General features: G+C 39.5%; 21 protein-coding genes. 14 read left to right on the top strand and 7 right to left on the bottom strand.

Annotation, left to right across the window (positions count from 1 at the left end; all coding sequences use genetic code 11):
- Positions 1-324: 324 nt before the first annotated feature.
- The 5 genes from ABZP26_RS19725 (at position 325) to ABZP26_RS19705 (ending at position 7,568) form a co-directional block, all read left to right on the top strand.
- On the top strand, positions 325-2,508 hold the full coding sequence (locus tag ABZP26_RS19725) for a M4 family metallopeptidase (RefSeq protein WP_368485742.1): 2,184 nt from the start codon (positions 325-327) through the stop codon (positions 2,506-2,508).
- Positions 2,509-2,580: 72 nt separating this feature from the next.
- Complete coding sequence (locus ABZP26_RS19720; protein WP_368485741.1) at positions 2,581-4,437, top strand: M28 family metallopeptidase; 1,857 nt, start codon at positions 2,581-2,583, stop codon at positions 4,435-4,437.
- Positions 4,438-4,537: 100 nt separating this feature from the next.
- Complete coding sequence (locus ABZP26_RS19715) at positions 4,538-6,454, top strand: ATP-dependent DNA helicase (RefSeq protein ID WP_368485740.1); 1,917 nt, start codon at positions 4,538-4,540, stop codon at positions 6,452-6,454.
- 8 nt (positions 6,455-6,462) lie between these two features.
- A complete protein-coding gene (gene tsaB, locus ABZP26_RS19710) occupies positions 6,463-7,164 on the top strand; it encodes a tRNA (adenosine(37)-N6)-threonylcarbamoyltransferase complex dimerization subunit type 1 TsaB (protein WP_368485739.1) in 702 nt (233 codons plus the stop codon).
- Between the two features lie 74 nt (positions 7,165-7,238).
- A complete protein-coding gene (locus ABZP26_RS19705) occupies positions 7,239-7,568 on the top strand; it encodes a hypothetical protein (RefSeq protein ID WP_368485738.1) in 330 nt (109 codons plus the stop codon).
- A gap of 68 nt (positions 7,569-7,636) precedes the next feature.
- On the opposite strand, the gene ABZP26_RS19700 is transcribed toward ABZP26_RS19705, so the two are convergent.
- Positions 7,637-8,923, bottom strand: coding sequence for an alkaline phosphatase (locus ABZP26_RS19700; RefSeq protein ID WP_368485737.1), 1,287 nt, complete (start codon positions 8,921-8,923; stop codon positions 7,637-7,639).
- A 187-nt stretch (positions 8,924-9,110) separates the two neighbouring features.
- Here ABZP26_RS19700 and ABZP26_RS19695 point away from each other — a divergent pair, with 187 nt between their 5' ends.
- The 3 genes from ABZP26_RS19695 to rnd all read left to right on the top strand — a co-directional run bounded on the left by ABZP26_RS19695 (position 9,111) and on the right by rnd (position 12,911).
- Positions 9,111-9,962: an alpha/beta fold hydrolase gene (locus tag ABZP26_RS19695; protein WP_368485736.1), complete on the top strand. Its 852-nt coding sequence runs from the start codon at positions 9,111-9,113 to the stop codon at positions 9,960-9,962.
- A gap of 115 nt (positions 9,963-10,077) precedes the next feature.
- Positions 10,078-11,730 (top strand): long-chain-fatty-acid--CoA ligase FadD, encoded by a 1,653-nt coding sequence (gene fadD, locus ABZP26_RS19690; RefSeq protein ID WP_016900167.1) that lies wholly within the window; start codon positions 10,078-10,080, stop codon positions 11,728-11,730.
- A gap of 50 nt (positions 11,731-11,780) precedes the next feature.
- Positions 11,781-12,911 carry a ribonuclease D gene (gene rnd, locus ABZP26_RS19685; RefSeq protein ID WP_013463308.1) on the top strand — a complete coding sequence of 377 codons (1,131 nt, stop codon included), beginning with the start codon at positions 11,781-11,783 and terminating at the stop codon, positions 12,909-12,911.
- Between the two features lie 54 nt (positions 12,912-12,965).
- Here the strand turns inward: rnd and minE are convergent, their stop codons facing one another.
- From minE to minC, 3 genes are read right to left on the bottom strand one after another with little or no spacing between them, the layout of a single operon-like run.
- Entirely contained in the window at positions 12,966-13,229 is a 264-nt protein-coding gene (gene minE / locus ABZP26_RS19680; RefSeq protein WP_008111532.1) for a cell division topological specificity factor MinE, read from the bottom strand.
- Between the two features lies 1 nt (position 13,230).
- Positions 13,231-14,040 carry a septum site-determining protein MinD gene (gene minD / locus ABZP26_RS19675; RefSeq protein WP_013463309.1) on the bottom strand — a complete coding sequence of 270 codons (810 nt, stop codon included), beginning with the start codon at positions 14,038-14,040 and terminating at the stop codon, positions 13,231-13,233.
- Positions 14,041-14,045: 5 nt separating this feature from the next.
- Positions 14,046-14,750 (bottom strand): septum site-determining protein MinC, encoded by a 705-nt coding sequence (gene minC, locus ABZP26_RS19670; protein WP_013463310.1) that lies wholly within the window; start codon positions 14,748-14,750, stop codon positions 14,046-14,048.
- Positions 14,751-14,905: 155 nt separating this feature from the next.
- Here minC and ABZP26_RS19665 point away from each other — a divergent pair, with 155 nt between their 5' ends.
- Entirely contained in the window at positions 14,906-15,187 is a 282-nt protein-coding gene (locus ABZP26_RS19665; protein WP_013463311.1) for a YcgL domain-containing protein, read from the top strand.
- Positions 15,180-16,196 carry a lytic transglycosylase domain-containing protein gene (locus tag ABZP26_RS19660; RefSeq protein ID WP_368485735.1) on the top strand — a complete coding sequence of 339 codons (1,017 nt, stop codon included), beginning with the start codon at positions 15,180-15,182 and terminating at the stop codon, positions 16,194-16,196. The genes ABZP26_RS19665 and ABZP26_RS19660 overlap by 8 nt, the downstream gene beginning before the upstream one ends.
- A 48-nt stretch (positions 16,197-16,244) precedes the next feature.
- On the opposite strand, the gene ABZP26_RS19655 is transcribed toward ABZP26_RS19660, so the two are convergent.
- Entirely contained in the window at positions 16,245-16,793 is a 549-nt protein-coding gene (locus tag ABZP26_RS19655) for a GbsR/MarR family transcriptional regulator (protein WP_013463314.1), read from the bottom strand.
- Positions 16,794-17,010: 217 nt separating this feature from the next.
- On the opposite strand from ABZP26_RS19655, the gene adhP reads away from it, so the two are divergent.
- Complete coding sequence (gene adhP / locus ABZP26_RS19650; protein WP_368485734.1) at positions 17,011-18,021, top strand: alcohol dehydrogenase AdhP; 1,011 nt, start codon at positions 17,011-17,013, stop codon at positions 18,019-18,021.
- A gap of 52 nt (positions 18,022-18,073) precedes the next feature.
- Here the strand turns inward: adhP and ABZP26_RS19645 are convergent, their stop codons facing one another.
- A complete protein-coding gene (locus ABZP26_RS19645) occupies positions 18,074-20,494 on the bottom strand; it encodes a TonB-dependent receptor (protein WP_368485733.1) in 2,421 nt (806 codons plus the stop codon).
- A gap of 294 nt (positions 20,495-20,788) precedes the next feature.
- Positions 20,789-22,060, bottom strand: coding sequence for an amidohydrolase family protein (locus tag ABZP26_RS19640; RefSeq protein WP_024601324.1), 1,272 nt, complete (start codon positions 22,058-22,060; stop codon positions 20,789-20,791).
- 167 nt (positions 22,061-22,227) lie between these two features.
- On the opposite strand from ABZP26_RS19640, the gene ABZP26_RS19635 reads away from it, so the two are divergent.
- From ABZP26_RS19635 to ABZP26_RS19625, 3 genes are all read left to right on the top strand, one after another.
- Positions 22,228-24,045 carry a DUF885 family protein gene (locus ABZP26_RS19635; protein WP_058156048.1) on the top strand — a complete coding sequence of 606 codons (1,818 nt, stop codon included), beginning with the start codon at positions 22,228-22,230 and terminating at the stop codon, positions 24,043-24,045.
- Positions 24,046-24,141: 96 nt separating this feature from the next.
- The gene (locus tag ABZP26_RS19630) at positions 24,142-24,654 is read left to right on the top strand and encodes a YcgN family cysteine cluster protein (protein WP_013463319.1); all 513 of its coding nucleotides are present in this window, start codon (positions 24,142-24,144) and stop codon (positions 24,652-24,654) included.
- On the top strand, positions 24,654-25,169 hold the full coding sequence (locus ABZP26_RS19625; protein WP_013463320.1) for an RNA methyltransferase: 516 nt from the start codon (positions 24,654-24,656) through the stop codon (positions 25,167-25,169). Before ABZP26_RS19630 ends, ABZP26_RS19625 begins: the two co-directional genes overlap by 1 nt.
- Positions 25,170-25,339: the final 170 nt, after the last annotated feature.

Genomic DNA, 25,339 nt, shown 5'->3' with positions numbered 1-25,339 from the left:
CTTTTCCTTGCAACTACATGCTCATTGAGCAGTCGATTAGTGATTAACAATAAAGCGTGTGATTTTAAAATCTAATGCTTTTTGCTGGCTGTTTTATGTAAATATATGTATACGAAATGTTGTTTCTGGACTTCATTAGTTAAAACAGTAGTTTTTAAATCATTGTAAAATAATAGATTAATTTCCGAGCTAATACTTTAATTGTAAATTAAATGTTTAATTTTCGTTATTTAAGTTTGTAACCTACTCTGATCCTTAATCGGGTACAAGGTGTGCCGATTAATACAAATATATTAAAAACTTAAACTTTAACGGAGCGTAAACGTGAATTTATCTAAAATCACAATAGCAACTTTTGCTGCTTTAACTTTGGTTCAAGCAACAAATGCAGTAGCTGCGAATAAGAAATACCTAAATCAACAACCGACAATTAATAATATGGTGCAATCAAACTCTGCTTCCTTATTATCAGTAAGTCCAAATCAGTTGATTGGGTTGAGTGTAGGGAACGAATTAGTTGTATTAAAAGAATTTACTAGCAATAACGGAGAAGTAACCCGCCGCTATCAACAAACGTATCAGGGCATTCCTGTCATTGGTGATACGGTCAGCTTAACATTTAATAATGGGATGCTTAAAAAAGCCCATGGTGCAGCTGTTTATAATATTGATGAAGATTTATCTGATGTATCGGCTAAATTGACAAAAAAAGATGCGATTTTAAAAGGGTCTAAAACGGGTATAGCTGCAAAATCAGTAGGCTTAAAAAAACATAATGAGCAATCCAGACTTGCTATCTGGGTTGACGATCAAAATAAGGCGCATTTAGTTTATGAAGTGTCTTATGTTACTTATGGCAAGTCACCATCAAGGCCATACCTGATCATTGATGCTAATACCGGTGAGGTCTTGCTTAGTTACGATAACCTGCAACATGCCAATGCAACAGGCCCTGGCGGTAATCTAAAAACAGGCAAGTATTTATATGGAACTGATTTTGACAGCCTAGATGTTAGTCAATCAGGTAATACTTGTAGCATGAATAACGCAAATGTTCGCACTATTAATTTAAATGGCGGAACAAGTGGCTCTTCTGCGTATTCATTTACATGTCCTGAAAATACGTTTAAAGAAATTAACGGTGCTTATTCACCGCTAAACGATGCTCATTTTTTTGGTAACGTTATTTTTAATATGTATAACGATTGGTTAGGGACTGCGCCTTTGAGTTTTCAGTTACAAATGCGGGTTCATTACTCAAGTAACTATGAAAATGCGTTTTGGGATGGCAGTGCAATGACCTTTGGTGATGGCCAAAATACGTTTTATCCATTGGTAAGTTTAGATGTATCTGCACATGAAGTTAGCCATGGCTTTACTGAGCAAAATTCAGGCTTAATTTATAATGGTAAACCAGGCGGGTTAAACGAAGCATTTTCGGATATGGCTGGTGAAGCCGCTGAATTTTATATGAAAGGTAGCAACGATTGGCTAGTCGGAAAGGATATTTTTAAAGGTAATGGTGCACTGCGTTACATGAATAACCCTACCCAAGATGGCCGTTCAATAGATAACCAAAGTAACTATTATTCAGGTATGGACGTGCATTATAGTTCAGGTGTTTATAACAAGGCATTTTATAATTTAGCAACCACGCCGGGTTGGGATACGCAAAAAGCCTTTATCGTAATGGCACGTGCTAACCAACTATATTGGAGTGCGGGTGTAGGCTGGGATTTAGCCGGTAACGGTGTGATGGATGCTGCGTGTGATTTAAATTATGACCCTAATGATGTAAAAGCCGCTTTGGCTGCGGTAGGTGTTAATTCAAATCTTAGTTCAGGTAGTGATTGTGCTACACCACCACCACCGACTGACGATGAAGTGTTAACCAATGGGGTAACCCGTACGGGTATTAGCGGCGCAGAAAAAGAGCAACTATTCTTTACTTTGGAAGTCCCTGACGGCGCAACAAATCTTCAATTTAATACAATGGGTGGCTCAGGTGATGCAGACCTATATGTTAAATTTGATAGTAGACCAAGCTTAAATAACTATGATTGCAATAGCACAACATCTACCAGTACAGAAAGCTGCAACATTAGTAATGCACAAGCAGGAACTTACTATGTAATGGTTGAAGCATGGAGTGCGATATCTGGTGTATCGCTAACGGGAAGCTACTCTGATGGGAATGGTGGTGTGACGCCAATTAATAGAACTGAGTCTAATATTAATGTGACTACTAATAACTGGAGCCGTTTTACTCAAGATTTATCAGAAGGGTATAGCACTTTAAATATTAGTATTGCCGGTGGTAATGGTGATGCTGATCTTTATGTAAACTTTGGCTCGCCTTCAAGTACGTCTTCATACTTATGTAGACCCTACAAAAATGGTAATAATGAAGAATGTACATTTGATAACCCACAAGCAGGTACTTGGTACATTGATTTAAGAGGTTACAGCTTAGCGAGCGGCGTAACACTCAACGTAACGGCTAATTAGGCATACATATAATAAAGGGGCTTTGCCCCTTTTTTAATGCTTAAAATAAAAGTAACAAGATAAGGAATATTTATGAACTACTTTAAACAGTTAGCAGTTATTACTACTTTAACCTTAAGTTTTAATTGCTTAGCAAATGAAAATCCAGACAATATTTGGGTCACCATTGACTCAACTGCAGCCCAGCATTATCAACATGAACAAGGTACATTTTTGCAAAAAATACAATTTGCGCATAGAAAATCAAGTATTTTACCTGACGTTGATTTACTCAGTGTACCGCGTGACGCAGTGAACAATTTAAGTGAGTTTATGCACCAGAACTATAACCGTTGTGGTGGGTTTGTTGCGCATAGTTCGTTCGAAGAAGCGAATGATTACGCAAAACAATTAGCTGTTGTTCAAAATAGCCAAGCTACATCAGCCTTTAATTATTCAATTGATAATGCGCAAACAGTACAAAGTTTAATTAGTGCACAAAGCCCAATTAATTTACAAAGCACTGTAAATTCACTCATTAGTTTTAATAATCGTTATTATACTTCGCAAACCGGCGTTGATGCCTCACAGTGGCTGCAAAGTTATTGGCAACAAATTGCCAGCGTTCGAAGTGATATAACCATTGAGAGTTATCAGCATAGCTGGGCGCAATCATCAGTGATTGTAACCATTGCAGGTGCTGAAAATGCAGATGAAATTGTTATTATTGGGGGGCATTTAGACTCGATTAATCAAGCAAATCCAGCACAAGGGCGCTCTCCTGGCGCGGATGATAATGCATCGGGTATTGCAGTGTTAACGGAAGCGTTAAGAGCGATTGTTGATACAAATTATAAACCGCAAAAAACTATTCAAATAATGGCGTTTGCAGCAGAGGAGGTGGGGTTAAAAGGGTCTAAAGCTATAGCCAGTAGCTATCGTTCGCAGGGTAAGAATGTAGTTGGCATGGTGCAATTTGACATGACTGGTAATAACGGCAGTATCGAAGATATTATTATGATGACGGATTACACCACCAATGCTCAAAACCAGTTTTTAGCCCAGCTGATAGACACCTACTTACCACAAATTAGTTATGGCTTTGATCAATGTGGGTATGGTTGCTCCGATCATGCTTCGTGGTATCAACAAGGGTTTGCGGCCTCTATGCCATTCGAATCAAAAATGAATGACATTAACCCACTGATACATACACAAAACGACAGTAATTTTGACACTGATCATGCAATTAAATTTGCTAACTTAGCCGTTAGCTTTGTTGCTGAATTGGCAAAAAATGCCGGTGATGTTACTCCGCCAAATAATAATGAGTTAGTCAATGGTGAACCAATTTCTGGTATCAATGCCACTGCTAAAGAGCAGCTTATCTATACATTGAACGCACCAAAAGGAGCGCAAAATTTAAGCTTTGAAACCTCAGGTGATAATGGCGATGCCGATTTATACGTTAAATATAATCAGGCGCCCACGTTAACTGATTACGACTGTAAAAGTACCTCTGCCACAAGTAATGAGCGTTGCGACATTCCAACCAGCAATGAAGGCACTTACTATGTCATGGTTGAGGCATACAGCGCAATTAATAATGTTTCTTTGGCAGGCAGTTTTGAGCCAGCAGGCGCTTTAGAGCCAATCAATCGCGTAGAAGATAACATTAGCGTAAATACAGGTGATTGGCAGCGTTTTGAACAACGTTTAGCCGCGGGTTATGCCTCACTGAACGTTGCTATTTCAGGCGGAAGCGGCGATGCTGATTTGTATTTAAATTTCGGTGCGCCATCTTCAAATACACAATTTGTGTGTAGGCCATATAAAAACGGCAACACAGAAAGTTGCACTATTTCTGCACCCCAGGCAGGTATATGGCATATAGATGTTAAAGGCTATCGTAATGCAAGTGGCATTAAGTTAACTATAATTGCACAGTAATTAACAGGGGCATAAGCCCCTTTAAAGGCCAAATTCTCACGCTATTTGGCTTGCCCTTCATCAATAGCTTACGTAGAATCCCGCTATTATTTTTTATAAAGTGATTGGTATTATCAAACAGCTGTTTAGTGCAACCGGGCCTTTGGCTTTATCAATAGATGGATACTCACCACGCCAACCTCAAATTGATATGGCCGTGGCTGTTGAGGATGCATTAAAAACAAGTTCCCAGCTTGTTGTTGAGGCCGGTACTGGCACAGGTAAAACCTTTGCTTATTTAGCACCAGCCCTTAAATCTAAAGGCAAAACAATAATTTCAACCGGTTCTAAAGCACTGCAAGAACAGCTGTATCATCGTGATTTACCGGTGTTAGTAAAAGCCTTAGGCGCGGCTAAAAAAACGGCATTGTTAAAAGGGCGTGCCAATTATTTATGCACTTATCGGCTTACCCAACATGTTGCACACGTACCCACAGACGACCCTGATGTAATGCATCAGCTCGCTATGGTTGCTAAATTTGCCAGTGAAACGCATACGGGCGATTTAGCCGACTGTATTGGTATTGAAGAAGATGCCAAAGTGTTGCCGTATGTCAGCTCGACTGCAGATAACTGTTTAGGTAAAGAGTGCCCTGACTTTCAAGAGTGCTACATTCGTAAAGCGCGTTTAAAAGCAGGGGATGCCGACGTTGTCGTAATTAACCATCATCTATTTTTTGCCGATATGGCGGTTAAAGAGTCTGGCTTTGCAGAGCTAATGCCCAACGCAGATGCTTATATTTTTGATGAAGCCCACCAGTTAAGTGAAATTGCCAGCGACTATTTTGGCGAAACCATGAGTACTAAAAAGCTGGTGGATTTAATTAATGATTTACGCGCTATTTACCGCGCTGAAATTCCTGACATGCTGCAATTAGGCAAAAGTTTGAATAAACTGGAAACCAGTGTCGCCGATTTAAGATTGCAGTTTGGTGTGGATAGTAGCCGCGGTGATTGGCGTGAAAAGCTCAGTAATAAGCTTATTTGCTCTGCATTACACCGCGTTATTAGTGATTTAGAATTTGTGTATCAGGTTTTAAAACATTGCTTAGAACGAAGTGATAAAATTGAACACCCATTTGAGCGGGTGCTGGCATTTAAAGGCCAGTTAGAGCGTGTGTTCGACACCGCCCAAACAGGCTTTAGTTATTGGTACGAAACCACGCGTCGCTATTTAACCATAAATATAACGCCACTGAATGTATCGGCTAAATTTGCTTTGATGATGAAAGAGTCTGGCGCAGGGTTTGTGTTTACCTCGGCCACGTTATCGGTCGACAACGAACTCACTCACTTTAATGCCAGCCTTGGGTTAAAACCAAAGCAAAGTATGATGGTAGACAGTCCGTTTGATTATGAAAATCAGGCGCTATTGTGCTTACCGCGCTATTTACCTGAAACCCACGCAGATAATATGCCGCATGCGATTGTAAAGTTAACTCTCGAACTCATAAAATCAGCAAAAGGGCGTTGTTTTGTGCTATTTACTAGTTACCGAATGATGCATTTGGTGGCTGAGGGCTTAACCACACAAATGGACTATCCGGTTTACATGCAAGGGCAAATGTCTAAACGCATTATATTAGAAAAATTTACCCGTCATGGTAATGCCGTGTTGCTCGGTACAGCGTCCTTTTGGGAAGGGGTTGATGTAAGAGGCAGTACTTTAAGCTGTGTTATTATCGACAAACTGCCGTTTGCAGCGCCCGATGATCCGCTTTTGCAGGCTAGAATGCAAGATTGCCAAATGCAAGGAAAAGATCCCTTTGCGCATATTCAGTTACCACAAGCGGTTATTGCCTTAAAGCAGGGCGTAGGTCGCTTAATTCGTGATAACAAAGATAAAGGTGTGTTAGTAATTTGCGATAATCGTTTAGTTACACGCCAATATGGACAAGTATTTTTAAAGAGTTTACCGCCAATGCGCCGTACACGTAGCTTAGAAGATGCAAATACATTTTTAAAACATATTAATTGAGTACAAAAATGATCAAAAGTAACATTCTCGCCCTAGACGCTTCTACTGAGGCTTTATCGCTTGTTTTGCATTATCAGGGTAAAACATTTCATCATTTTGAAGAGTGTCCGCAGCAGCATAGCCAAAAAATTCTGCCACTTATTGATGAGCTGCTTAATAAAGCCAATTGTAAATTAAAAGATTTAGATGTTATTGGCTTTGGCCAAGGTCCAGGCAGCTTTACGGGTGTGCGTATTAGTGTGGCCATTGCACAAGGGCTTGGGTATTCAACGAATTTACCGCTAGTGGGGGTTTCTACCTTAGCGGTTATGGCGCAACAAGCGTTTGAACAATTTGGCGATGAAGTGGTTTATTCAAGCATTGATGCGCGTATGGGGGAAATATACTTTGCTCAATACCAAGTTAATAATAATTTGATGACACTTCAAGGTGAAGAATGTGTTTTTAAGCCAGAACTGCTTGATGCTTCATTGATAGACACAAACAAAACAGCAACCGGCGTGGGGACTGGATTTAAAAGTTATCCCGATGCATTAACTACATTTACAAATGTGAGTGTACACCCTGAAATTACGCTACCCGATGCACAATACATGTTAGCGTTAGTGGATGCACAGTACCTTGCAGGTAATGGCGTAAAAGCCAGTGATGCTCAGCCTAAGTATGTGCGTGACACAGTGACATGGAAAAAATTACCGGGCCGCGAATAACGCTAAGTTGTATTGTTTGCATATTGAGCTATTTTAAATCATAATTTAAGCATGTTGTTGGTTGGAGAAGCGTAATGTCGCTGCCTATAAGCTCTGGTTTTTTTACTGGTGATATCCCTGCTAAGGTGCGTTCTAATGCTGTTGTTACGGCAAAGCCTGAACGACTATCAGAGCAGCCAATACCACAGAAAACCAATACAGATTATGTTAAGAGCAGTCCTGAAGGGCTCGAACTTGCAAAAGAGTTTGTAAAAGCGAACACCAAAGAGGCCCAATATAGCCAAACTATTTACGATCAACCGAGTGCGCAAGTCAGTAAGGCAATTTCTACTTACACTGAGTTTGCTAATTTAGAGCGAAGAGCTGAAGTTCAAAGCTTAATTGGTGTTGATATATACGCTTAATTATAAAATTAATAGCCAAATAAAAAGCCCGAATAAATTATTCGGGCTTTTTATTTTCATAACAGCGATTACTGTTCTATGTAACTAATCAGTTTTTTAGCTATGTCAGTATTGTTTTGTGAACCAATAAAGTCATCGCTATTTTTACCATAGGCAAATACTTGCACATCAGAAGCGGTATGTCCGCCCGTTGTCCAACCAGTGAAACTTAAATCATTGATAATGCTTTTAACCGCTAAATTAAGGGTTTTTTCACCCATGGCTTTAGCTTGCTTAAGTTTAATTTCGTTTTCAGTTGTAAACTCAATACGGGTATTGGCCTGCCATACCGTTTTAAGGTTATCTGATCCCATTAATAATTTGGTTAATGTACCCGCAGTGGCTTTAACACCTTTGATGATGTCGGTTTCCCATTTGTATTGGCCATGCGCGCCAATGGTTAAACCGCCTGTAGAGTGATCAGCCGTGATCACTAAAATAGTGTCTGGGTTTTTATCTACATAGGCTTTTGCCGTTTCGATTGATTTTGCAAAGTCATCCATTTCAGCCATTGCGCAAGCAATGTCATTTGCGTGACCACACCAGTCAATTTGGCTGCCTTCAATCATCACAAAAAAGCCTTTATCGTTTTGCCCATCAAGCAAATCAAACGCTTTAGAGGTTAACTGTTTTAATCTCGTTGGGTTTTCATCTAGCGCAAAAGGTAATCCCTTAGGTGCGTATAGACCAATGGCAGGGATTTGTGTGATTTGACCTAAGTTTTTAATATCGTCGCCGTATTGATAGCCTGCTTTTTTAAATTCGTCGACTAAGTTTCTGTCATCACGAATAAAATATTGAGTACCACCGCCTAACATTAAATCAACCGGTAATTTACCAGCAATTTTATTGTCAATGTAGTCGTTTGCGATGTCATCATAATTTCTTCTTGATTCATTATGCGCGGCAAAACTTGCAGGTGTTGCATGGTTAATTTGTGATGTAGCCACTAACGCTGTTGTCATTCCTTGCTCTTTTGCAATTTCTAGCATGGTTTTAACCGGTTTTTTGGCCGTATCGACAGCGATTGCGCCATTATAACTTTTATGGCCGCTGCTAAGTGCAGTTGCACCTGCTGCGCTGTCTGTTACATAAGTATGGTCATCAGGATAAGTGTGCGCCATGCCTTTTAACATAGTGTCGAAAACGGTTGTTTCTATTTCGTTTGTTGTAGGGTCATCTTTGTAATATCGATAAGCGGTAGTGAAAGCGGGACCCATGCCATCACCAATCATATAAATAACATTTTTAGGCGCTGTTTGAGCGAATGCTCCTGTTGTACATAAAAGCGCTAATAAGCCGAACTGTTTTTTCATTGTGTGTACCCTTTAAGTGTACTTATTTTAATAGCGACTATTATTGTATACCGATAGCAAGATAAATAAATGAATATGTTATGAAATCTCGAAATTTAAGTGTGTGTTCTATTAGTTCAGTTCTATTATTTGTGTATTAACTCTTGTATGTTATGGCCATAACCAAATAAAAAAGTTGAGGTTTGCGTTGCAACCATTTTCGGTAAAAGCTAATGACCTAGATATACACGGTATTAAATTTGGAGACGGTGAAGACGTCGTTATCGCTCTGCATGGCTGGCTAGATAATTGTGCTAGCTTCGTGCCTATGCTGAGTCGTGCTGCGCCTTCGCAAACATGGTATTGCATTGATTTTGCAGGGCATGGACTGTCATCTTGGCGAAGCCCTCAGGCACATTACTACTTTATTGATTATGTGGATGATGTGTATGCATTAATCACAGCGCTTAAGTTAAAGAAGGTACACTTAGTTGGTCATTCTATGGGGGCTATGGTAGCAGGGCTGTTTGCTAGTTGTTTTAGTGAGTACGTAAAATCTGTTTCTTTTATTGAAGGTATAGGTTGTGTCACTACCGATAGCGATGAAGTGTGTTCTCAGCTAAGAAATGCCATACTAAACCGAGCAAGGCTTAGTACAAAAAAATCACGGGTATACACATCAAAACAGCAAATTTATCAAGCACGTGCAAAAACAACTGATTTAAATAATGAACAAATTGCATTGCTGATGGACAGAAACATAAAACAAATGCACAGTGGTTTTGAGCTAACTTGCGATCCTAAGCTTAAAAATCACTCAGGTTTTCGATTTGATGAAGCGCAATGTATTGGTGCAATAAAAGAATTAATTGCACCATGCCAATTAATATTAGGTGATCAAGGTTATCCATTTGTAAAACAAAATCTAGACAAGTATAGTAAATATTACAATAACTTGAGTGTAATAGATGTGCCTGGTGGGCATCATTGCCATATGCAAAGTAGTGGACTATGTTTTGAACACATTCACGCATTTATGGTGCAAAGTAGTGCATGTTAATTGTATATTACCGATAAATGTGGGATTATCTCTAGATTAGAGTATTTGCTCAATTGTGAAAGTGCCTTACTTAGATTAAGGTTAATAAAAATATAATTATAAACAGGGGCTAAGAGTGGAAAAAATCTGGCTTAAGCGCTACCCAGAAGGTATGCCTGAAACAATCGATCCTGAGCACTACAACTCGTTACTCGAAGTGTTTGAAAAAAGTTTTAATGATTACAAAGATTTACCTGCATTTACTAATATGGGTAAAACATTGTCATATAACGAAATTGACGCGGCAACAAAACGTGTTGCGGCTTATATTCAAAACGATTTAGGATTAAAAAAGGGCGATAAAGTCGCTGTTATGATGCCTAACTTGTTGCAAACCCCAATTGCTATATTAGGTATTTTACGCGCAGGGTGTGTGGTGGTTAACGTTAATCCGCTATATACCGTTCGTGAGCTAGAGCACCAATTAAAAGATTCTGAAACATCAGCAATATTTATTCTTGCTAACTTCGCTGTCACGCTTGAAAAAGCACTGCCTAATACTGACGTTAAACACATTGTGGTTACGCAGGTTGGTGACATGATGGGTGGTCTTAAAAAGCATTTAGTCAATTTTGTTGTTAAGCATTTCAAAAAAATGGTACCAAGCTATACGTTGCCTAACACGATTAACTTTTGTGATTTATTAAAAGCTGATCTAAATGGCTATAAGCGCCCAGAGGTTAACTTAAGCGATTTAGCATTTTTACAATACACCGGTGGTACAACCGGTGTTTCTAAAGGGGCAATGTTGAGCCACGGTAATTTGGTGGGTAACCTTGAGCAAGTATCTGGTTGTTTAGATAACGTGCTTGAGCGTGGTAGAGAAGTGGTTATTACCGCGCTACCGCTCTATCATATATTTGCATTAACAGCGAACTGTTTAGCATTTATGAAATACGGCGGCTTAAACGTTTTAATTACTAATCCACGTGATATGCCTGGGTTTGTAAAAGAGCTTAGTCAGCATAAATTTACTGCTATTACAGGGGTGAACACTTTATTTAATGGCTTATTAAATACCCCAGGTTTCTCTGAGCTTGATTTTAGTCACCTTAAAATGTCATTAGGCGGCGGCATGGCAGTACAACGCCCTGTTGCAGAAAAATGGCAAAAGGTCACTAACAGCAAACTAATGGAAGGCTATGGCCTGACAGAATGTTCTCCTTTAGTCACAATTAGCCCGTATGATTTAGAAGCTTATAATGGCTCTATCGGTCTACCTGCGCCAAGTACTGACATTAAATTAATGCTCGATAACGGTGAAGAAGCTGCTAAAGGTGAGCCGGGTGAACTGTGGGTAAAAGGTCCGCAAGTAATGCTTGGTTACTATAATCGCCCTGATGCAACGGCTGAATGTTTGAAAGATGGCTGGTTTGCAACTGGTGATATTGCCACTTACGATGACGAAGGTTTTTTCTACATTGTTGATCGTAAAAAAGACATGATTATTGTTTCAGGCTTTAATGTTTTCCCAAATGAAATAGAAGAAGTGGTTGCCATGCATGAAGGCGTGCTTGAAGTGGCCGCGGTTGGTATCCCTCATGACATTAGTGGTGAACAAGTTAAAGTTTTTGTTGTGAAAAAAGACCCTTCTTTAACTGAAAAAGATATAATAAAACATTGTCGTGATAATTTAACTAATTACAAGGTTCCTAAACTCGTTGAGTTTAAGGATGAGTTACCCAAAACTAACGTGGGTAAAATTCTCAGAAGAGCCTTAAAAGATTAGCAACTATAAAAAAGCCGACATCAGTCGGCTTTTTTATTGTAGGAGACTCAGTGCACTACCAATTGATCCAAACCCAAAATGAGCTTAATACGTTTGTAGAACAAATTAAAAACAAACCCATTCTTGCTATTGATACCGAGTTTATGCGCCGCCGTACTTTGTATCCAGAAGTTGCACTTATTCAAGTTTATGATGGCGAACATTTAGCGCTTATTGACCCGCTTGCCGAGCTTTCCTTGTTTGATTTTTGGCAAATACTTAAAGATCCTAAAGTGCTAAAAGTACTCCATTCACCCTCAGAAGATATTGAAGTTTTTCAAAAGTACGCAGGATTTGTTCCTTATCCTTTATTCGATACCCAGTTTGCACTTCAGCTATTAGGTGAGGGAAACTGTATGGGCTTTGCCTTAATGGTGAAAACATTATTGAATATTGAGATTGATAAAAGCGAATCGCGCACTAATTGGTTACAACGCCCCCTTACCCAAAAGCAACTTGAATACGCTGCTGCTGATACGTATCACCTGCTGCCTTGTTTTGAGTTAATTATAGATAGCATTAAAGCCGCTGATTTATTTGATATTGTGATCAATGAAAGTGAATTAGTTGCCAATAAACGTGCTTTTCAAATTCCGGATGAGCTACTTTACAAAGAAATTAAAAATGCATGGCAACTTAAGCCGCATGAACTAGCGGTACTTAAAGAGTTAGCAGTATGGCGTCGAAATAAAGCTATTCGTAAAAATCTAGCGCTTAATTTTGTGCTTAAAGAGCACAATATGACCGAAATTGCCAAACGAGGCCCTTCAAGTTTAAATGCTCTGAGACAAATTCCTGGGGTAGAACCCATTGAAGTGAATCGTTCTGGGGTTGAAATTTTAAAGTGTATTGAGCAGGCCAAAGCCATTCCAGCTGAGCAACACCCACAAGTATTAAAGCGGTTAATTGATTTTCCTACCTATAAAAAAGTAGCGAAGGAGATCAAACAAAAAATTACTAAAGTTGCTAAAGAGCATAACATTCCAGAAGACGTTATGGCCTCTAAAAAGCAAATAAATCAGCTAATTAGTTGGAACTGGAAATTAACTGCTCAGCAAAAAGAAAAACACATAAAACCAGATTTACTCAGCTCATGGCGATATGATTTTGTTAAAGATGCGCTAAAAGAGTGGGATAATTAGAGTATTAAATAGCTTGATGTAAAAAATAAAAAGGGCGCTTAGCGCCCTTTTTTATTATTTCTTTTCTTCGTCAGGTAATGTGACATTGAGCTCGAGTACCGCTAAATCGTCTTCATTTTGATCAAACTGAACTTGAACCGCATCGGCGCCTACATTAACGTACTTACGAATGACATCAAGAATATCTTGCTTTAATTGTGGCAAGTAATCTGGTGTTCCACGCTGAGAACGCTCGTGCGCGACAATGATCTGCAATCGCTCTTTTGCTAATGACGCACTGTTTTTCTTTTCTGAGCGGAAGTAGTCAAGTAAAGACACATTAACCTCCAAATATCCGTTTGAATAAACCCTTTTTCTCTACATCTAAAAATCTAAATTCAACCGTTTCGCCTAATAAACGACTGATCGCATCAGCATAAGCTTGACCTGCGTCTGATTCGCTATCAAGAATTACCGGTTGTCCAGAGTTTGATGCACTAAGCACTGCCTGAGATTCAGGAATGACACCTAGTAAGTCGATGGCTAGGATGTCCTGGATATCTTCAACAGATAGCATTTCACCTTTTGATACACGATCTGGATTATAGCGTGTTATTAGCAAATGCTCTTTAATGTTTTCTAATCCTTCTTCGGCACGTTTCGATTTACTATGTAAAATGCCTAGAATACGATCCGAATCTCGTACTGACGAGACTTCAGGGTTGGTTGTAACTATAGCTTCATCAGCGAAGTACATCGCCATCATAGCTCCGGCTTCAATACCTGCAGGAGAATCACAAACAATATAGTCAAAGTCTTCTTTTAACTCGTTCAATACGCGTTCAACACCATCACGGGTGAGTGCGTCTTTATCGCGAGTTTGTGAAGCAGGAAGTAAAAATAACTTTTCTACACGTTTGTCTTTTATGAGTGCTTGATTAAGGTTAGCTTCGCCATTGATCACATTAACAAAGTCATACACTACGCGACGTTCACAACCCATGATGAGGTCTAAATTACGTAAGCCGATATCAAAATCGATGATAACAGTTTTGTAGCCTTTTAATGCTAAGCCTGTACCAATTGCTGCGCTTGATGTTGTTTTACCAACACCCCCTTTACCCGAGGTAACGACAATTATTTTTGCCATGAGATTTATCCTTTAACCAAAGCTGAAATTTCTAAAGATTCATTTTTTTGTTGTATTTGAACTGCGTTACCCCAGTGTTCACCTTGCAGTGAGTCACTGATCCAGTAATTACCATTGATTGAAACGAGTTCTGCTTCTAATTTATTACAAAATATGTATGCGTTTTCGAGCCCTTTTGCGCCGGCAATTGCACGCCCTCGTAGGGTTCCGTAAATATGTACATTGCCATCGGCAATCACTTCTGCGCCATGGCTTACCGCGCCTAACACCACCAAGTCGCGGTCTTTGGCGTAAACTTGTTGGCCTGAGCGCACCGCACCATTAATAATTTGCGCTGGTAAATACACGGTTTTTTCTACAACCGAAGTATTTGACTCTACTCTTGCGGGTTCACTCTTAACGTCTTGTGAATAGTTTAAAACAGATAACCCTGCGGCTTTTGCCTGTTTATGCTGTTCATCCGAACCATTACATACACCTACAGCATTAAAGCTCATGCGTTCAATAAGCGATTTTAAGTGAACAAAGTCGATTGCGCTGTTTTTTACTTCAATTAAATTGACGACAATGGGGGCACCCTCAAAGAACTTTGGGGCTTGGGCAATTTTTACATACAGTTGTTCTGCTAAAAGGTTAATATCAGTACTATAAAGATGTAAAACTGATAACGTAAAAAGGTTGCCTTTTAGCTCAAAAATTTGGTCCGACATAGATGCTCAACTGGATTGTCTAGTTAGCATGTAACTTTATATAAACCTAGGCTGAACAAGGCTTTTATTACAGTTTCCACACTAATTTTTATAACTTATTATTATTGCCATGTTATAGTGTGTAGCACTGTTAAGCAAGATTTTATAGGGCCATAATGCTAACTGCGGTATATAAAAGTAAGAAAAAAGCAGATACTTTCTTATTTATTGAAAAAAGAGACGATTTTAGTAAAGTTCCGGAACCTTTAATGGCCATGTTTGGTCAACCTCAGTACGTGATGATCATTAACTTAGCGAAGCGGACTCAATTAGGCGTAGCGGATTTAGACACTTTAAAACAGTCGCTTAGCGACCAAGGCTATTATTTACAAATTCCGCCACCAGAGGAAAACTTGCTAAGTCAATTAAGAAAACAAAATGGAGCAGATAGTGATTAAAAAATTAGCGGTTGTATTGTGTGGTGTGTGTTTAAGCTCATCGGTGATGGCAAAAACACAAGCTGAGTTTCAACAATATCTTACTAATTTAAAGCAAGAGGCAATGGCAAAAGGCTACGATACTCAGTTAATTGAGCAAGCATTTGCCACTGCATCTTATAAAGAAAAAGTCATTTCAGCAGACAAAAACCAGCCAGAAGTAAAAGAAACGCTGGAAACGTATTTACCAAAACGAGTACCGCAATGGAAAATAGATCGTGCGCGTAAACTGTATAAAGAAAACCAAGAAGTCTTAGAAAAGGTAGCAAAAGACTTTGGTGTTCAAGCGCGTTTTATTGTGGCTATTTGGGGTTTAGAAAGCAATTTTGGCGCTATTCAAGGCGGCCACAATGTTATTTCATCCTTAGTAACTTTAGCATTTGATGGACGTCGTGAAGCGTTATACAAACGCCAATTGTGGGCAGCACTGGATATATTAAAGTCGGGTCATATCACGCTTGATAAATTTAAAGGCTCATGGGCGGGTGCTATGGGTCAAACCCAATTTATGCCAACCTCGTTTAATGCCTACGCCGTTGATTACAACAACGATGGCCGCAAAGATATTTGGACAACCAAAGAAGACGCGTTTGCTTCAATTGCAAATTACTTAAAGCAAGAGGGTTGGAATGATAATTTAACCTGGGGTCGCCAGGTACAATTGCCCGCTGATTTTGATAAGCAGCATATATTAAAGCGCGGTACTAAAACCCGAAAGCAATGGCTAGAGTACTGGGATAGATCAGAGCGCTCTTTAGCAGATTGGCAAGCATTAGGTGTTCGTCGTGTTGATGGCAGTGATTTACCTAAGGTTGCTGTAGATGCAGCACTGGTGATGCCGGATGATATAAATGGACGCATGTATTTAGCATACGATAACTACAAAGTATTTATGCACTGGAATCGTTCATACTACTTTGCAACCAGCGTAGGTTATTTGTCAGATAGAATTGCTTACCCAAAAATTTAAGCTAAAGCGAATAACTAAAAAGCCGCTCATTGCGGCTTTTTTAATGGTTTACTGCTCTTTTTTGAATATTTTATCTTTAAGGTCAATGACTTTGCCAATGCCTGATCCTAGCTTCATTAACTTGTTGAGCTGCTCTGGGGTTAAGCGTTGTAACTCTGACGACCATTTAGTCACTGTTTCAAGTAAGTTATGAATTTCGCCCATTTGTTTTTGTGCATAAATTTCATCGTCGTTACTTGCTTCATCTAATAAATTATCTCTGAGTAAGCTAAGCGTAGGTTCTACTTCACGCTTTTTACGTTCTTCAAACACGCGATTAGCCATATCCCAAATGTCACCCGCAGGTGCATAGTATTCTTTTCTATCTCCTGGGATATGCATTACCTTGATCAGCTGCCAAGATTGTAATTCTTTAATTCCCATACTCACGTTACCGCGTGAAATACTCAGCGCATCTGCGATTTGGTTTGCCGTCATTGGATCTTTGGTAATAATAAGTAACCCGCACATTTGGCCGATTGTACGATTAAATCCCCAGCGGCTGCCCATCTCGCCACAATGCATTACAAAGGCAAAGTTTTTTTCTGATAATGTCATTGTTACAAGTTTCAAAAATAAATGAAATCTATGCTAGCACGCTGGTTAAGTATGGCAAGCGTTTAGCTTGGATAAAAAACCACGTTTTACGACTAATGATTGATATAGATTAATATTTAAGCATTTATAGTGGGTTATGTTGCGGGAATGCAACATGACATTGTTGTTTAACGCCTTTGTTGAATAGCATAAATTTTTTATAAACGATGGAATGACTATGAAAGCAGCAATAAATACAGAATATAAAGGCAAGTTAGAAATCACCGATTTACCAATCCCAGAGGTAGGTCCTAACGATGTGCTGGTTAAAATAGCCGCTTGTGGTGTATGTCACACCGATTTACATGCGTGTCATGGTGATTGGCCGGTAAAACCAAAAATGCCATTGGTACCAGGTCATGAAGGCGTGGGTGTGATAGAAAAACTAGGCAGTAATATTAAACATTTAGAAGTGGGCGACCGAGTGGGAGTACCTTGGTTGTATAGCGCCTGTGGCCATTGTGAATTTTGTTTAGATGGACGTGAAACCCTGTGTTTATCGCAACATAATACCGGTTACTCAATTGACGGTGGTTATGCAGAATATTGTTTAGCACATGGTGATTACATCATCAAAATACCGGAAGGATTAGGCTTTGCTGAAGCTGCACCGTTATTCTGTGCCGGCGTAACAACGTATAAAGCATTAAAAGTATCAGATGCAAAACCGGGTCAATGGGTTGCTATTGTTGGTGTGGGCGGTTTAGGTCACTTAGCGGTGCAATATGCAAAAGCAATGGGCTTTAATGTTATTGCTGTAGATACAGGCAAAGAAAAAATGGCCCTAGCTAAAGAGTTAGGCGCTGATATTACGCTTGATTTTAAAAAAGTGGTGCCAAGTGAGGCTATTTTTGAGCAAGTAGGTGGGGCGCACGCTGTTGTTTGTACCGCAGTATCAAAACCTGGGTTTGAACAAGCGTATAAAAGTGTTCGCCGTGGGGGCAAATGCGTATTAGTTGGCTTACCACCAGAAGATATGCCATTGCCAATTTTTGATACTGTGCTAAATGGTGTTTCAGTAGTAGGTTCTATTGTAGGTACACGTAAAGACCTGCAAGAATGCCTTGAATTTGCCGCACAAGGTAAAGTAAAAGCCATCATTGAAGAGAAAAAACTCGAAGATATTAATGAAATTTTCGATGACATGCTCAAAGGTGAAATTAACGGGCGTATTGTTGTTACAATCTAACTATACCAAAATATAGTGCGCACAAACCAACCTGGCTTGTGCGCACTGTATGCTATAGCGTATAACTAAAGCTTAACTTTGCATTTCTTTCTTCACCTGGCATACCGCCTAAAAACATGGCTTTAGTATAGTATTTTTTATTAAACAGGTTATTAATGTTTAATTGCATTTGCCAGTTGTCTGCTTTATAGCTAACAGCAGCATCATACACGGTATAAGCAGGGACGTAGCCGTTATCAATACCGAACGAGCTTGAGTTAGTACTGCGCTTATCAACAAATGTTAAGCCTGCGCTTAAATCTACTGCGTGAGGTAATTCAAATAACGCAGCAGAGTAAGTTACCCATGAGCTAGCAGTTACATAAGGCACCCCTTTTTGGCGAGTATCAAAGCTTGTGCTGTTTGGGTTAGTTTTATCTCTAGCATCTTGATAAACACCGTTGATGTTAACTTTCCATTGATCGTTCAAATACGCATTTAAGTCAATTTCTACACCTTTGGTTTGTTCTTCACCATCAAAGAAGCTCTCCACTACGTTTGGTGCAGACACGCCTGCTTCATAAAGTGGGTTGGCGTACTCTAGGTTTGTACGTGCACTTTCAAATACTACAATTGAAGCCAGTAATTGGTCATCAAACGCTTTAAAACGAAATCCTAAATCGTTACTAACAGATTCTGAGTCTTCTCTATCGGCTTCATTACCAGCAACAGAGCCAAGTACACTGTAGGCAGTACGACCTTTTGAGTGATTTAAAAATAAAGCCATGTCAGCGCTTAATTGATAAGTAGCCCCTAAATTGTACGTTAAACCGCTATCTGAGGTGTTTGCCTCTGGCGTTGGGTTTGCGCGGCTTTGACTATAACGTGGGTCAACACCAAAATGCTCGTAACTTTGTTTTATACGATTATGAGCAATCCCAATACGGGTGGTGATTTTATCGTTAATGTAGGCAACATGCTGAAGGCCTAAACCCCATGCTTGTACTTTTTTATTATAATCGCTGGTTTTAAGCGGATCGTAATCATTAAATTCACCTGTAGGCCAATTTGGCTGACGCATATCAAAAATATACGGCAGTGCGCCTTGGTAAATAACTTCACCGGCTTTGTTTTTAATGACTTTATCAGCATCGTAAATAGAATATTGTTTAAAACGAATATCACGGTCTTCATAGTTGGCATTAACCAGTAATTCGTTTTCTATGTTACCGAGCATAAAGTCATAACGTAAATCTAAAAAGTATTGCCATGATTTTTCATCCGCTTCTACTTGGCGGTACTCTTGGCGCCTGGCTGCAAAAGGGTATAACACGTCATCAACAACTAGCGGTGCGCGTGGGTCTTGGTTGATCACGCCGTTACGTTTCCAGTAAACGTAGTTGTAAGCACCTGTTTGGCGGGCAAAACTTGAGGTGTAATTACGGTACTGTAGTTGTTGATTAACAAATAAATCATCACTAATGTAATAATTATGGGCTAATTTAAAACGCAGCTCTTCACCTTCGTTATCCTTTGCCATCGGTGATATTATGCCATTGGTGCCAAAGTTAAAGGGTGTTAAACCATCATTGCTTGCCAAAGAGTTAGCTAGTTCATTTCGTTGTGCTTCACTCAATTGTAAGCCACTTGCTGTAGGGTCATTCACTAAATCGGCGCCTGATACTTCACCTGCAGTTAAACCGTTGACCGATTCACTGTTAAAAATACGAATAGGGTGGCCGATAGAATCCACAGCAATGGCGTCCTTGATATAGGCTCCCGATAACACAAACGCATGTTGATCATTTAGTACATATTTTAAAGACGAATAAATTTCATCACGTTGTTCTTTTAAATCACGAAAGCCATCGCTAGAGGCGGTTTTTGCCATGACTCGATAAGCTAAGTCGTCTGTTATTGCATTGGTGCTATCGAGTGCCAGTGAATAACTATCCCACTGACCAATATCCATTTCTAAGGTATGTTGTTCGTTAAACTGTGGCTTTTTTTCAATCAGGTTAATCACACCACCAGCACTGCCCATGCCATATAAACCAGTTGCTGGGCCTTTTAATACTTCAATTGATTCAACATTGGTTAAAGAACGCGTTGGATTAAAGGTATTGCCTAATCCTGCACCACCGTACATGCCATCATAGGTATAATTAGCACCTAAACCACGAATTACTAAATTATCACCAATGCCATAGTTGTTACCGGCTTGCGTTAAACCACTTACATTACGGATCACTTCTTGTAAACTATCAATACCTTGCGATGCAATTAGCGCTTTATCAACAATGACCACGGGTGCAGGGGTTTCCATTAGTGACATATCAGATTTAGTGGCCAAACCTGAGCTCATTACCACTCGGTTTTGTTGCTCGTAAACACTAATACGTTCAATATCGGAATTAACTTGTGACTCGTTTGCCAATGCCAAGTGCGCGTTTAAGCACGCGAGTGTGAGTAGTGAGTAGTGAAACCTTTTCATAGAGTGATAACCATTCGCATTTGTTAATTTGCGTGAATGATAATGGTTATCATTTTAAAATAAAATAAAAAGTTCAAACTTTTTTACTTTAATGGGTGTGTTTGCTTGATAGTTATACAATGTGATTTAAAAACAATCACATTTAAAAATATTAACGGGGTATTGCAGTCGCTAGTTGGCTTTACCAAGAGAGAATTTAAAAAAAGTGTTGATGATTAAATGGGCAGTTTAGCTACATTAGCTAAAAAATTGTTAAGGTTGAGCTAAGCTCAACCTTATAAAGATGTTTTGGGTTTACTGCTTGTAAACGACACCGGCTTTCATTACAAAAGGAATACGCTCTAGTGTAGAAATATTTTTAAGTGGGTTAGCACTCACCGCTATAATATCAGCAGCAAAACCGGTTTTAATTTGCCCCAGTTGTGAATCTGCCTTTAATAATTTAGCACTATTAATGGTCGCGGCTTGAATAGCTTGTAATTCACTCATACCAAATTCAACCATTCGCGAGAACTGTTTCGCATTATCACCATGCGGATAAATAGCCGCATCTGTACCAAATACCATGTTAACCCCAGCTTCAACGGCGCGTTTAAAGCTGTCTCTTTGCTTTTTAGAAACAAGGCGTTCTTTATTTAGGTTCTCTTCATCTACCCCATTTTGCTCACCAAAGCTCAGTGTATACTCGGTATTATAAATATCCATAGAGAGCCAAGTACCGTGCTTTATAGCAAGCTCAATCGCTTCATCGTCTAAAAAGCTAGCATGCTCTACGCTGTCTACACCGGCTTTAATGGCTGTTTTAATGCCGTTAGTGCCGTGTGCGTGAGCCGCAACAGGTAATTCTCGCATGTGCGCTTCATCCACAATGGCTTTCATTTCTTCAAATGCGTATTGTTGTATGCCCACCTTTGTGCCTTTAGAAAATACCCCACCAGTTGCACATAATTTAATTGCATTAGCGCCATATTTAATATTTTCACGTACTTTAATGCGAACAGCCCATGGGCCATCAGCAACCCCCGAGGCGGTATATTTCATTTCTGGAGGCAAACGATTATTGTCACAGTGTCCGCCAGTAATCCCCAAAGAAGGGCCTGCAGCCCAGATGCGAGGGCCAATAATATCACCTGCATTAATGCCGTCGCGAACCGCAATAACACTAAAGCCTTCTGCACCTAGGTTACGCACTGTGGTAAAGCCGGCTTCTAATGTTTTTTTAGCAAAGTAACTGGCTTTAATAGCCATACGCGGTACTGATTGGCCTATACGTTCACTGCGCGAAACGGTTGGATCGCTGGTTAAATGCACATGCATATCCATCAACCCCGGCATTACGGTGAGTTCAGGTAGGTTAATCAGTTCATCATTACTGGTAAGCGTTGGCTGTTTATTAAATTGGATTTGGCTTATTACACCCTCGTCAATCGCGATTAACGGATTAGCTTTTAGATCTCCAGTTTTTACATCAAGCAAAGCTTTGGCCGATATATAGGTGGTTGCCAGTGTACTTGCGCTGGTTAAGCTCAGTAATGCGATTGATGTAGTTAGTAAATGTTTTTTTATTTTGATCATTTTTATTATTTAATTATTTAATTATTTAAATTTACCTGAATGTAGCAATCATTAGCTATTGAGTAAATTATTTAGCGACGAATCCCACTCACCGTAATTGCTTTATTTAAGCCATTTAAAACCGCATAATTGGCGGGTAAAAACTAACAAGGATCTTTATGAAAGTTATTAAAATAGCACTGGTTGCCAGTAGCGTTATGTTTGCCTTAAGTGGTTGTATGAGCACCAGCTCACAATTAAACACAAATCAGCCGGTCGCGCCTGTAATAAGCGAATTATCAGCACAGCAACAGTTGGATGTGCTCGTTGCACAGTACTACGATGAGTCATTAACCTTTAATCCCTTAAGCGCCACTTATAACGGTCGCCATGAATTCGATGATCAATTCTTGCCGGTGATATCGCAGGCTAATCGTGATAAAAAAACTGCTTTTTATAAAAAATATCAACAACGTTTAACGCTAATCGATGAATCACAATTAACAGGGCAGGCGCTACTTAACTTTGAAGTATTATCGCGAGATTTAGCCCTGAAGCTTGAGGGCATGCAATATAAAGATTATTTGTTACCGATTAACCAAATGTCGGGAGCACATAATACCTTTGCTGGATTTGGTTCAGGGCAAAGTGCACAGCCCTTTAATACTGTTGCCGACTATGAGCAATTTATTAAACGTGCTGATGGTTTTGTGAAATGGTTAGCCAGTGTTGAACAATCAATGGCGCAAGGTGTTAAACAAGGCGTGGTATTGCCTATGCCATTGGCTAAAAAATTATTGCCTCAGTTTAAAGTGCACGTAGTAACTAACGCAGAAGATTCATTATTTTATTCACCAATAAAGGCCATGCCCGACTCATTTTCTAATGCACAAAAACAGCAACTCACTGAGCAGTATAAAACGCTTATTTTAGATAAATTAGTCCCCGCTTATCAGCGTATGAGTGAGTTTTTACTCAACGACTATATTCCTCATGCTCGCGATTCTGTTGGTTATGCTGATTTACCTAATGGTAAAGCGTGGTACGAATATCAAATCAAGAAAAACACCACGTTGAGTTTATCAGCAGATGAAATTCATGACATTGGCTTAAGTGAAGTGTCTCGAATTTTAAGTGAAATGAAAACGGTTAAAAATACCGTGGGATTTAAAGGTGATTTAGCATCGTTTTTTGATCATTTACGTGACTCAGATGAGTTTTATTATAAAACAGCTGATGAGTTAATTGCTGCCTATGAAGATATTAAACTAAAAATAGATGCGCGTTTACCGCGCTTGTTTAATATTGAGCCTAAAGCCCCTTACATTGTTAAAGCAGTAGAAGCGTATCGTGCGCAATCGGCAGCAGGGGCATCTTATGCTGGGCCTGCACCAGATGGTTCTCGTCCGGGTATCTTTTACATTAATGCTTACAACTTAAAAGCGCAGCCTAAATTTTTACTTGAAACGCTGTCTATTCATGAAGCAGCACCTGGTCATCACTTTCAAATTGCACTGCAACAAGAAGTGGAAAGCCTGCCCGATTTTCGTAAATTTGGCGGCTACACGGTGTTTGCTGAGGGCTGGGCATTATACGCAGAGAGTCTTGGCAAAGAGCTTGGCTTATTTACCGACCCGTATATGTGGTATGGGCGTCTTAACGATGAGCAGCTAAGAGCTATGCGTTTAGTGCTTGATACAGGCTTTCATGCCAAAGGGTGGACACGTCAACAAGGCATTGACTACATGTTAGCAAACTCTTCAATGGCAAAAAGCGATGTTATTGCTGAGGTTGAGCGTTATATTGCATGGCCTGGGCAAGCATTATCGTACAAATTGGGTGAGTTTAAAATTAAAGAGCTCAGAGATTACGCCCACCAGCAGTTAGGTGAGCAATTTGATATTAAAGCCTTTCATACGCAAATATTAATAGATGGCGCATTGCCTATGCCTATCTTAGAGCAAAAAATTAAACGTTGGGTTAAATCTCAGCAGTAACATAATCGCGCAAAGTCATTATTTGAACAGGGATTGGCTTTGCGCGCTTTGCTGCAATACGTTAGAATGCGCGCTCTTAAAAGGCGCGAGAACACCATGTTTGATCAACAATTAGCAAAAACCCAATTTTGGCTTAGCAAAAGTCTCAATGAAATGAACCAGCAAGAATGGGAAGCCATTTGTGACGGATGCGGAAAGTGTTGTTTAAACACCTTTATTGACAGCGAAGACGAAGATGACTTTACCGCCACCGATCAGCTAAGAGAAGGTGAGCAACTTATATTTACCAATATTGTTTGCCAATACCTTGATAACACAACCTGTGGTTGTAGTGAATACGAAACCCGCCAAACCTTAGTGCCTTCTTGCGTTAAGCTTACCAAAGAAAACCTCAAAGACATTTTCTTTATGCCGCAAAGCTGCAGCTATCGCCGACTTCACGAAGGACGTGGATTAGCAACGTGGCATCCGTTACTTAATAACGGCGATAAAACTAAAATGCACGAGCTAAACATTTCTGTTAAAGATAAAACCGTAAAAGACTGTGACGTAAAGCTAGAAGATTTTGATTTGTATATAGCCGAGTGGCCAACCAAGGATTGCAATTAATGAGTAAATTACAAGCAAGTATTGGCTTAATTAATCCTAAAAGCCCGACCAACGTGGGGGGCGTATTACGCGCCGCAGGTTGTTATGACGCACAGCAGGTTTTTTTTACTGGCAACCGTTATTTAAACGCACAGAAATTTCATACCGATACTAAAAATGTAGTGCAACGTATTCCATTAACCGCTACCGATAATTTAGCATCAAGTAAACCACAAGGCGCTAAAGTGGTGGTGATAGAGCTAATAGAAGGGGCCACTCCCTTGCCTGAGTTTACCCACCCTGAGAACGCATTTTATGTGTTCGGCCCAGAGGATGGTTCAGTGCCAAAAGACGTTTTAAAATGGTGCGATGAAGTTGTTTATATTCCAACCATAGGGTGTATGAATTTAGCAGCAACCTGTAATGTTGTTCTTTATGACCGGCTCGCCAAGCTTGGCGGTATTCAAAGTAGTGATGAAACCATTATCACTTCACGCGATACCAATAATAAAATGAAATGGCAAAAACAACCTTAAATATATTAGCTGTTTAAGGTTTATCCCTTGCTAAATGTAAAATAAAGTAACTAGTTAACTTAAAAAATAAGCAATTCGTCTTTTTTAAACACTATAAATGTAAAACTATGTAATTATGTTAAAAAATTATAATTATAAGAGCTTATTATTTATGTTGTTCTTGCACCATG

This window comes from Pseudoalteromonas sp. SD03 (assembly GCF_040937955.1).
Classification (GTDB): domain Bacteria; phylum Pseudomonadota; class Gammaproteobacteria; order Enterobacterales; family Alteromonadaceae; genus Pseudoalteromonas; species Pseudoalteromonas tetraodonis.
Note: the sequence above shows the minus strand (reverse complement) of the source record. Positions and strands in the feature narration are given on the sequence as shown.

What these genes read in the sequence shown, in the direction of transcription:
- ABZP26_RS19720 (WP_368485741.1), top strand. Translation starts at nt 2,581, where the DNA reads ATGAACTACTTTAAACAGTTAGCAGTTATTACTACTTTAACCTTAAGT.
- tsaB (WP_368485739.1), top strand. Translation starts at nt 6,463, where the DNA reads ATGATCAAAAGTAACATTCTCGCCCTAGACGCTTCTACTGAGGCTTTA.
- ABZP26_RS19705 (WP_368485738.1), top strand. Translation starts at nt 7,239, where the DNA reads ATGTCGCTGCCTATAAGCTCTGGTTTTTTTACTGGTGATATCCCTGCT.
- ABZP26_RS19700 (WP_368485737.1), bottom strand. Translation starts at nt 8,923, where the DNA reads ATGAAAAAACAGTTCGGCTTATTAGCGCTTTTATGTACAACAGGAGCA.
- minD (WP_013463309.1), bottom strand. Translation starts at nt 14,040, where the DNA reads ATGGCAAAAATAATTGTCGTTACCTCGGGTAAAGGGGGTGTTGGTAAA.
- minC (WP_013463310.1), bottom strand. Translation starts at nt 14,750, where the DNA reads ATGTCGGACCAAATTTTTGAGCTAAAAGGCAACCTTTTTACGTTATCA.
- ABZP26_RS19665 (WP_013463311.1), top strand. Translation starts at nt 14,906, where the DNA reads ATGCTAACTGCGGTATATAAAAGTAAGAAAAAAGCAGATACTTTCTTA.
- ABZP26_RS19655 (WP_013463314.1), bottom strand. Translation starts at nt 16,793, where the DNA reads ATGACATTATCAGAAAAAAACTTTGCCTTTGTAATGCATTGTGGCGAG.
- adhP (WP_368485734.1), top strand. Translation starts at nt 17,011, where the DNA reads ATGAAAGCAGCAATAAATACAGAATATAAAGGCAAGTTAGAAATCACC.
- ABZP26_RS19645 (WP_368485733.1), bottom strand. Translation starts at nt 20,494, where the DNA reads ATGAAAAGGTTTCACTACTCACTACTCACACTCGCGTGCTTAAACGCG.
- ABZP26_RS19635 (WP_058156048.1), top strand. Translation starts at nt 22,228, where the DNA reads ATGAAAGTTATTAAAATAGCACTGGTTGCCAGTAGCGTTATGTTTGCC.
- ABZP26_RS19630 (WP_013463319.1), top strand. Translation starts at nt 24,142, where the DNA reads ATGTTTGATCAACAATTAGCAAAAACCCAATTTTGGCTTAGCAAAAGT.
- ABZP26_RS19625 (WP_013463320.1), top strand. Translation starts at nt 24,654, where the DNA reads ATGAGTAAATTACAAGCAAGTATTGGCTTAATTAATCCTAAAAGCCCG.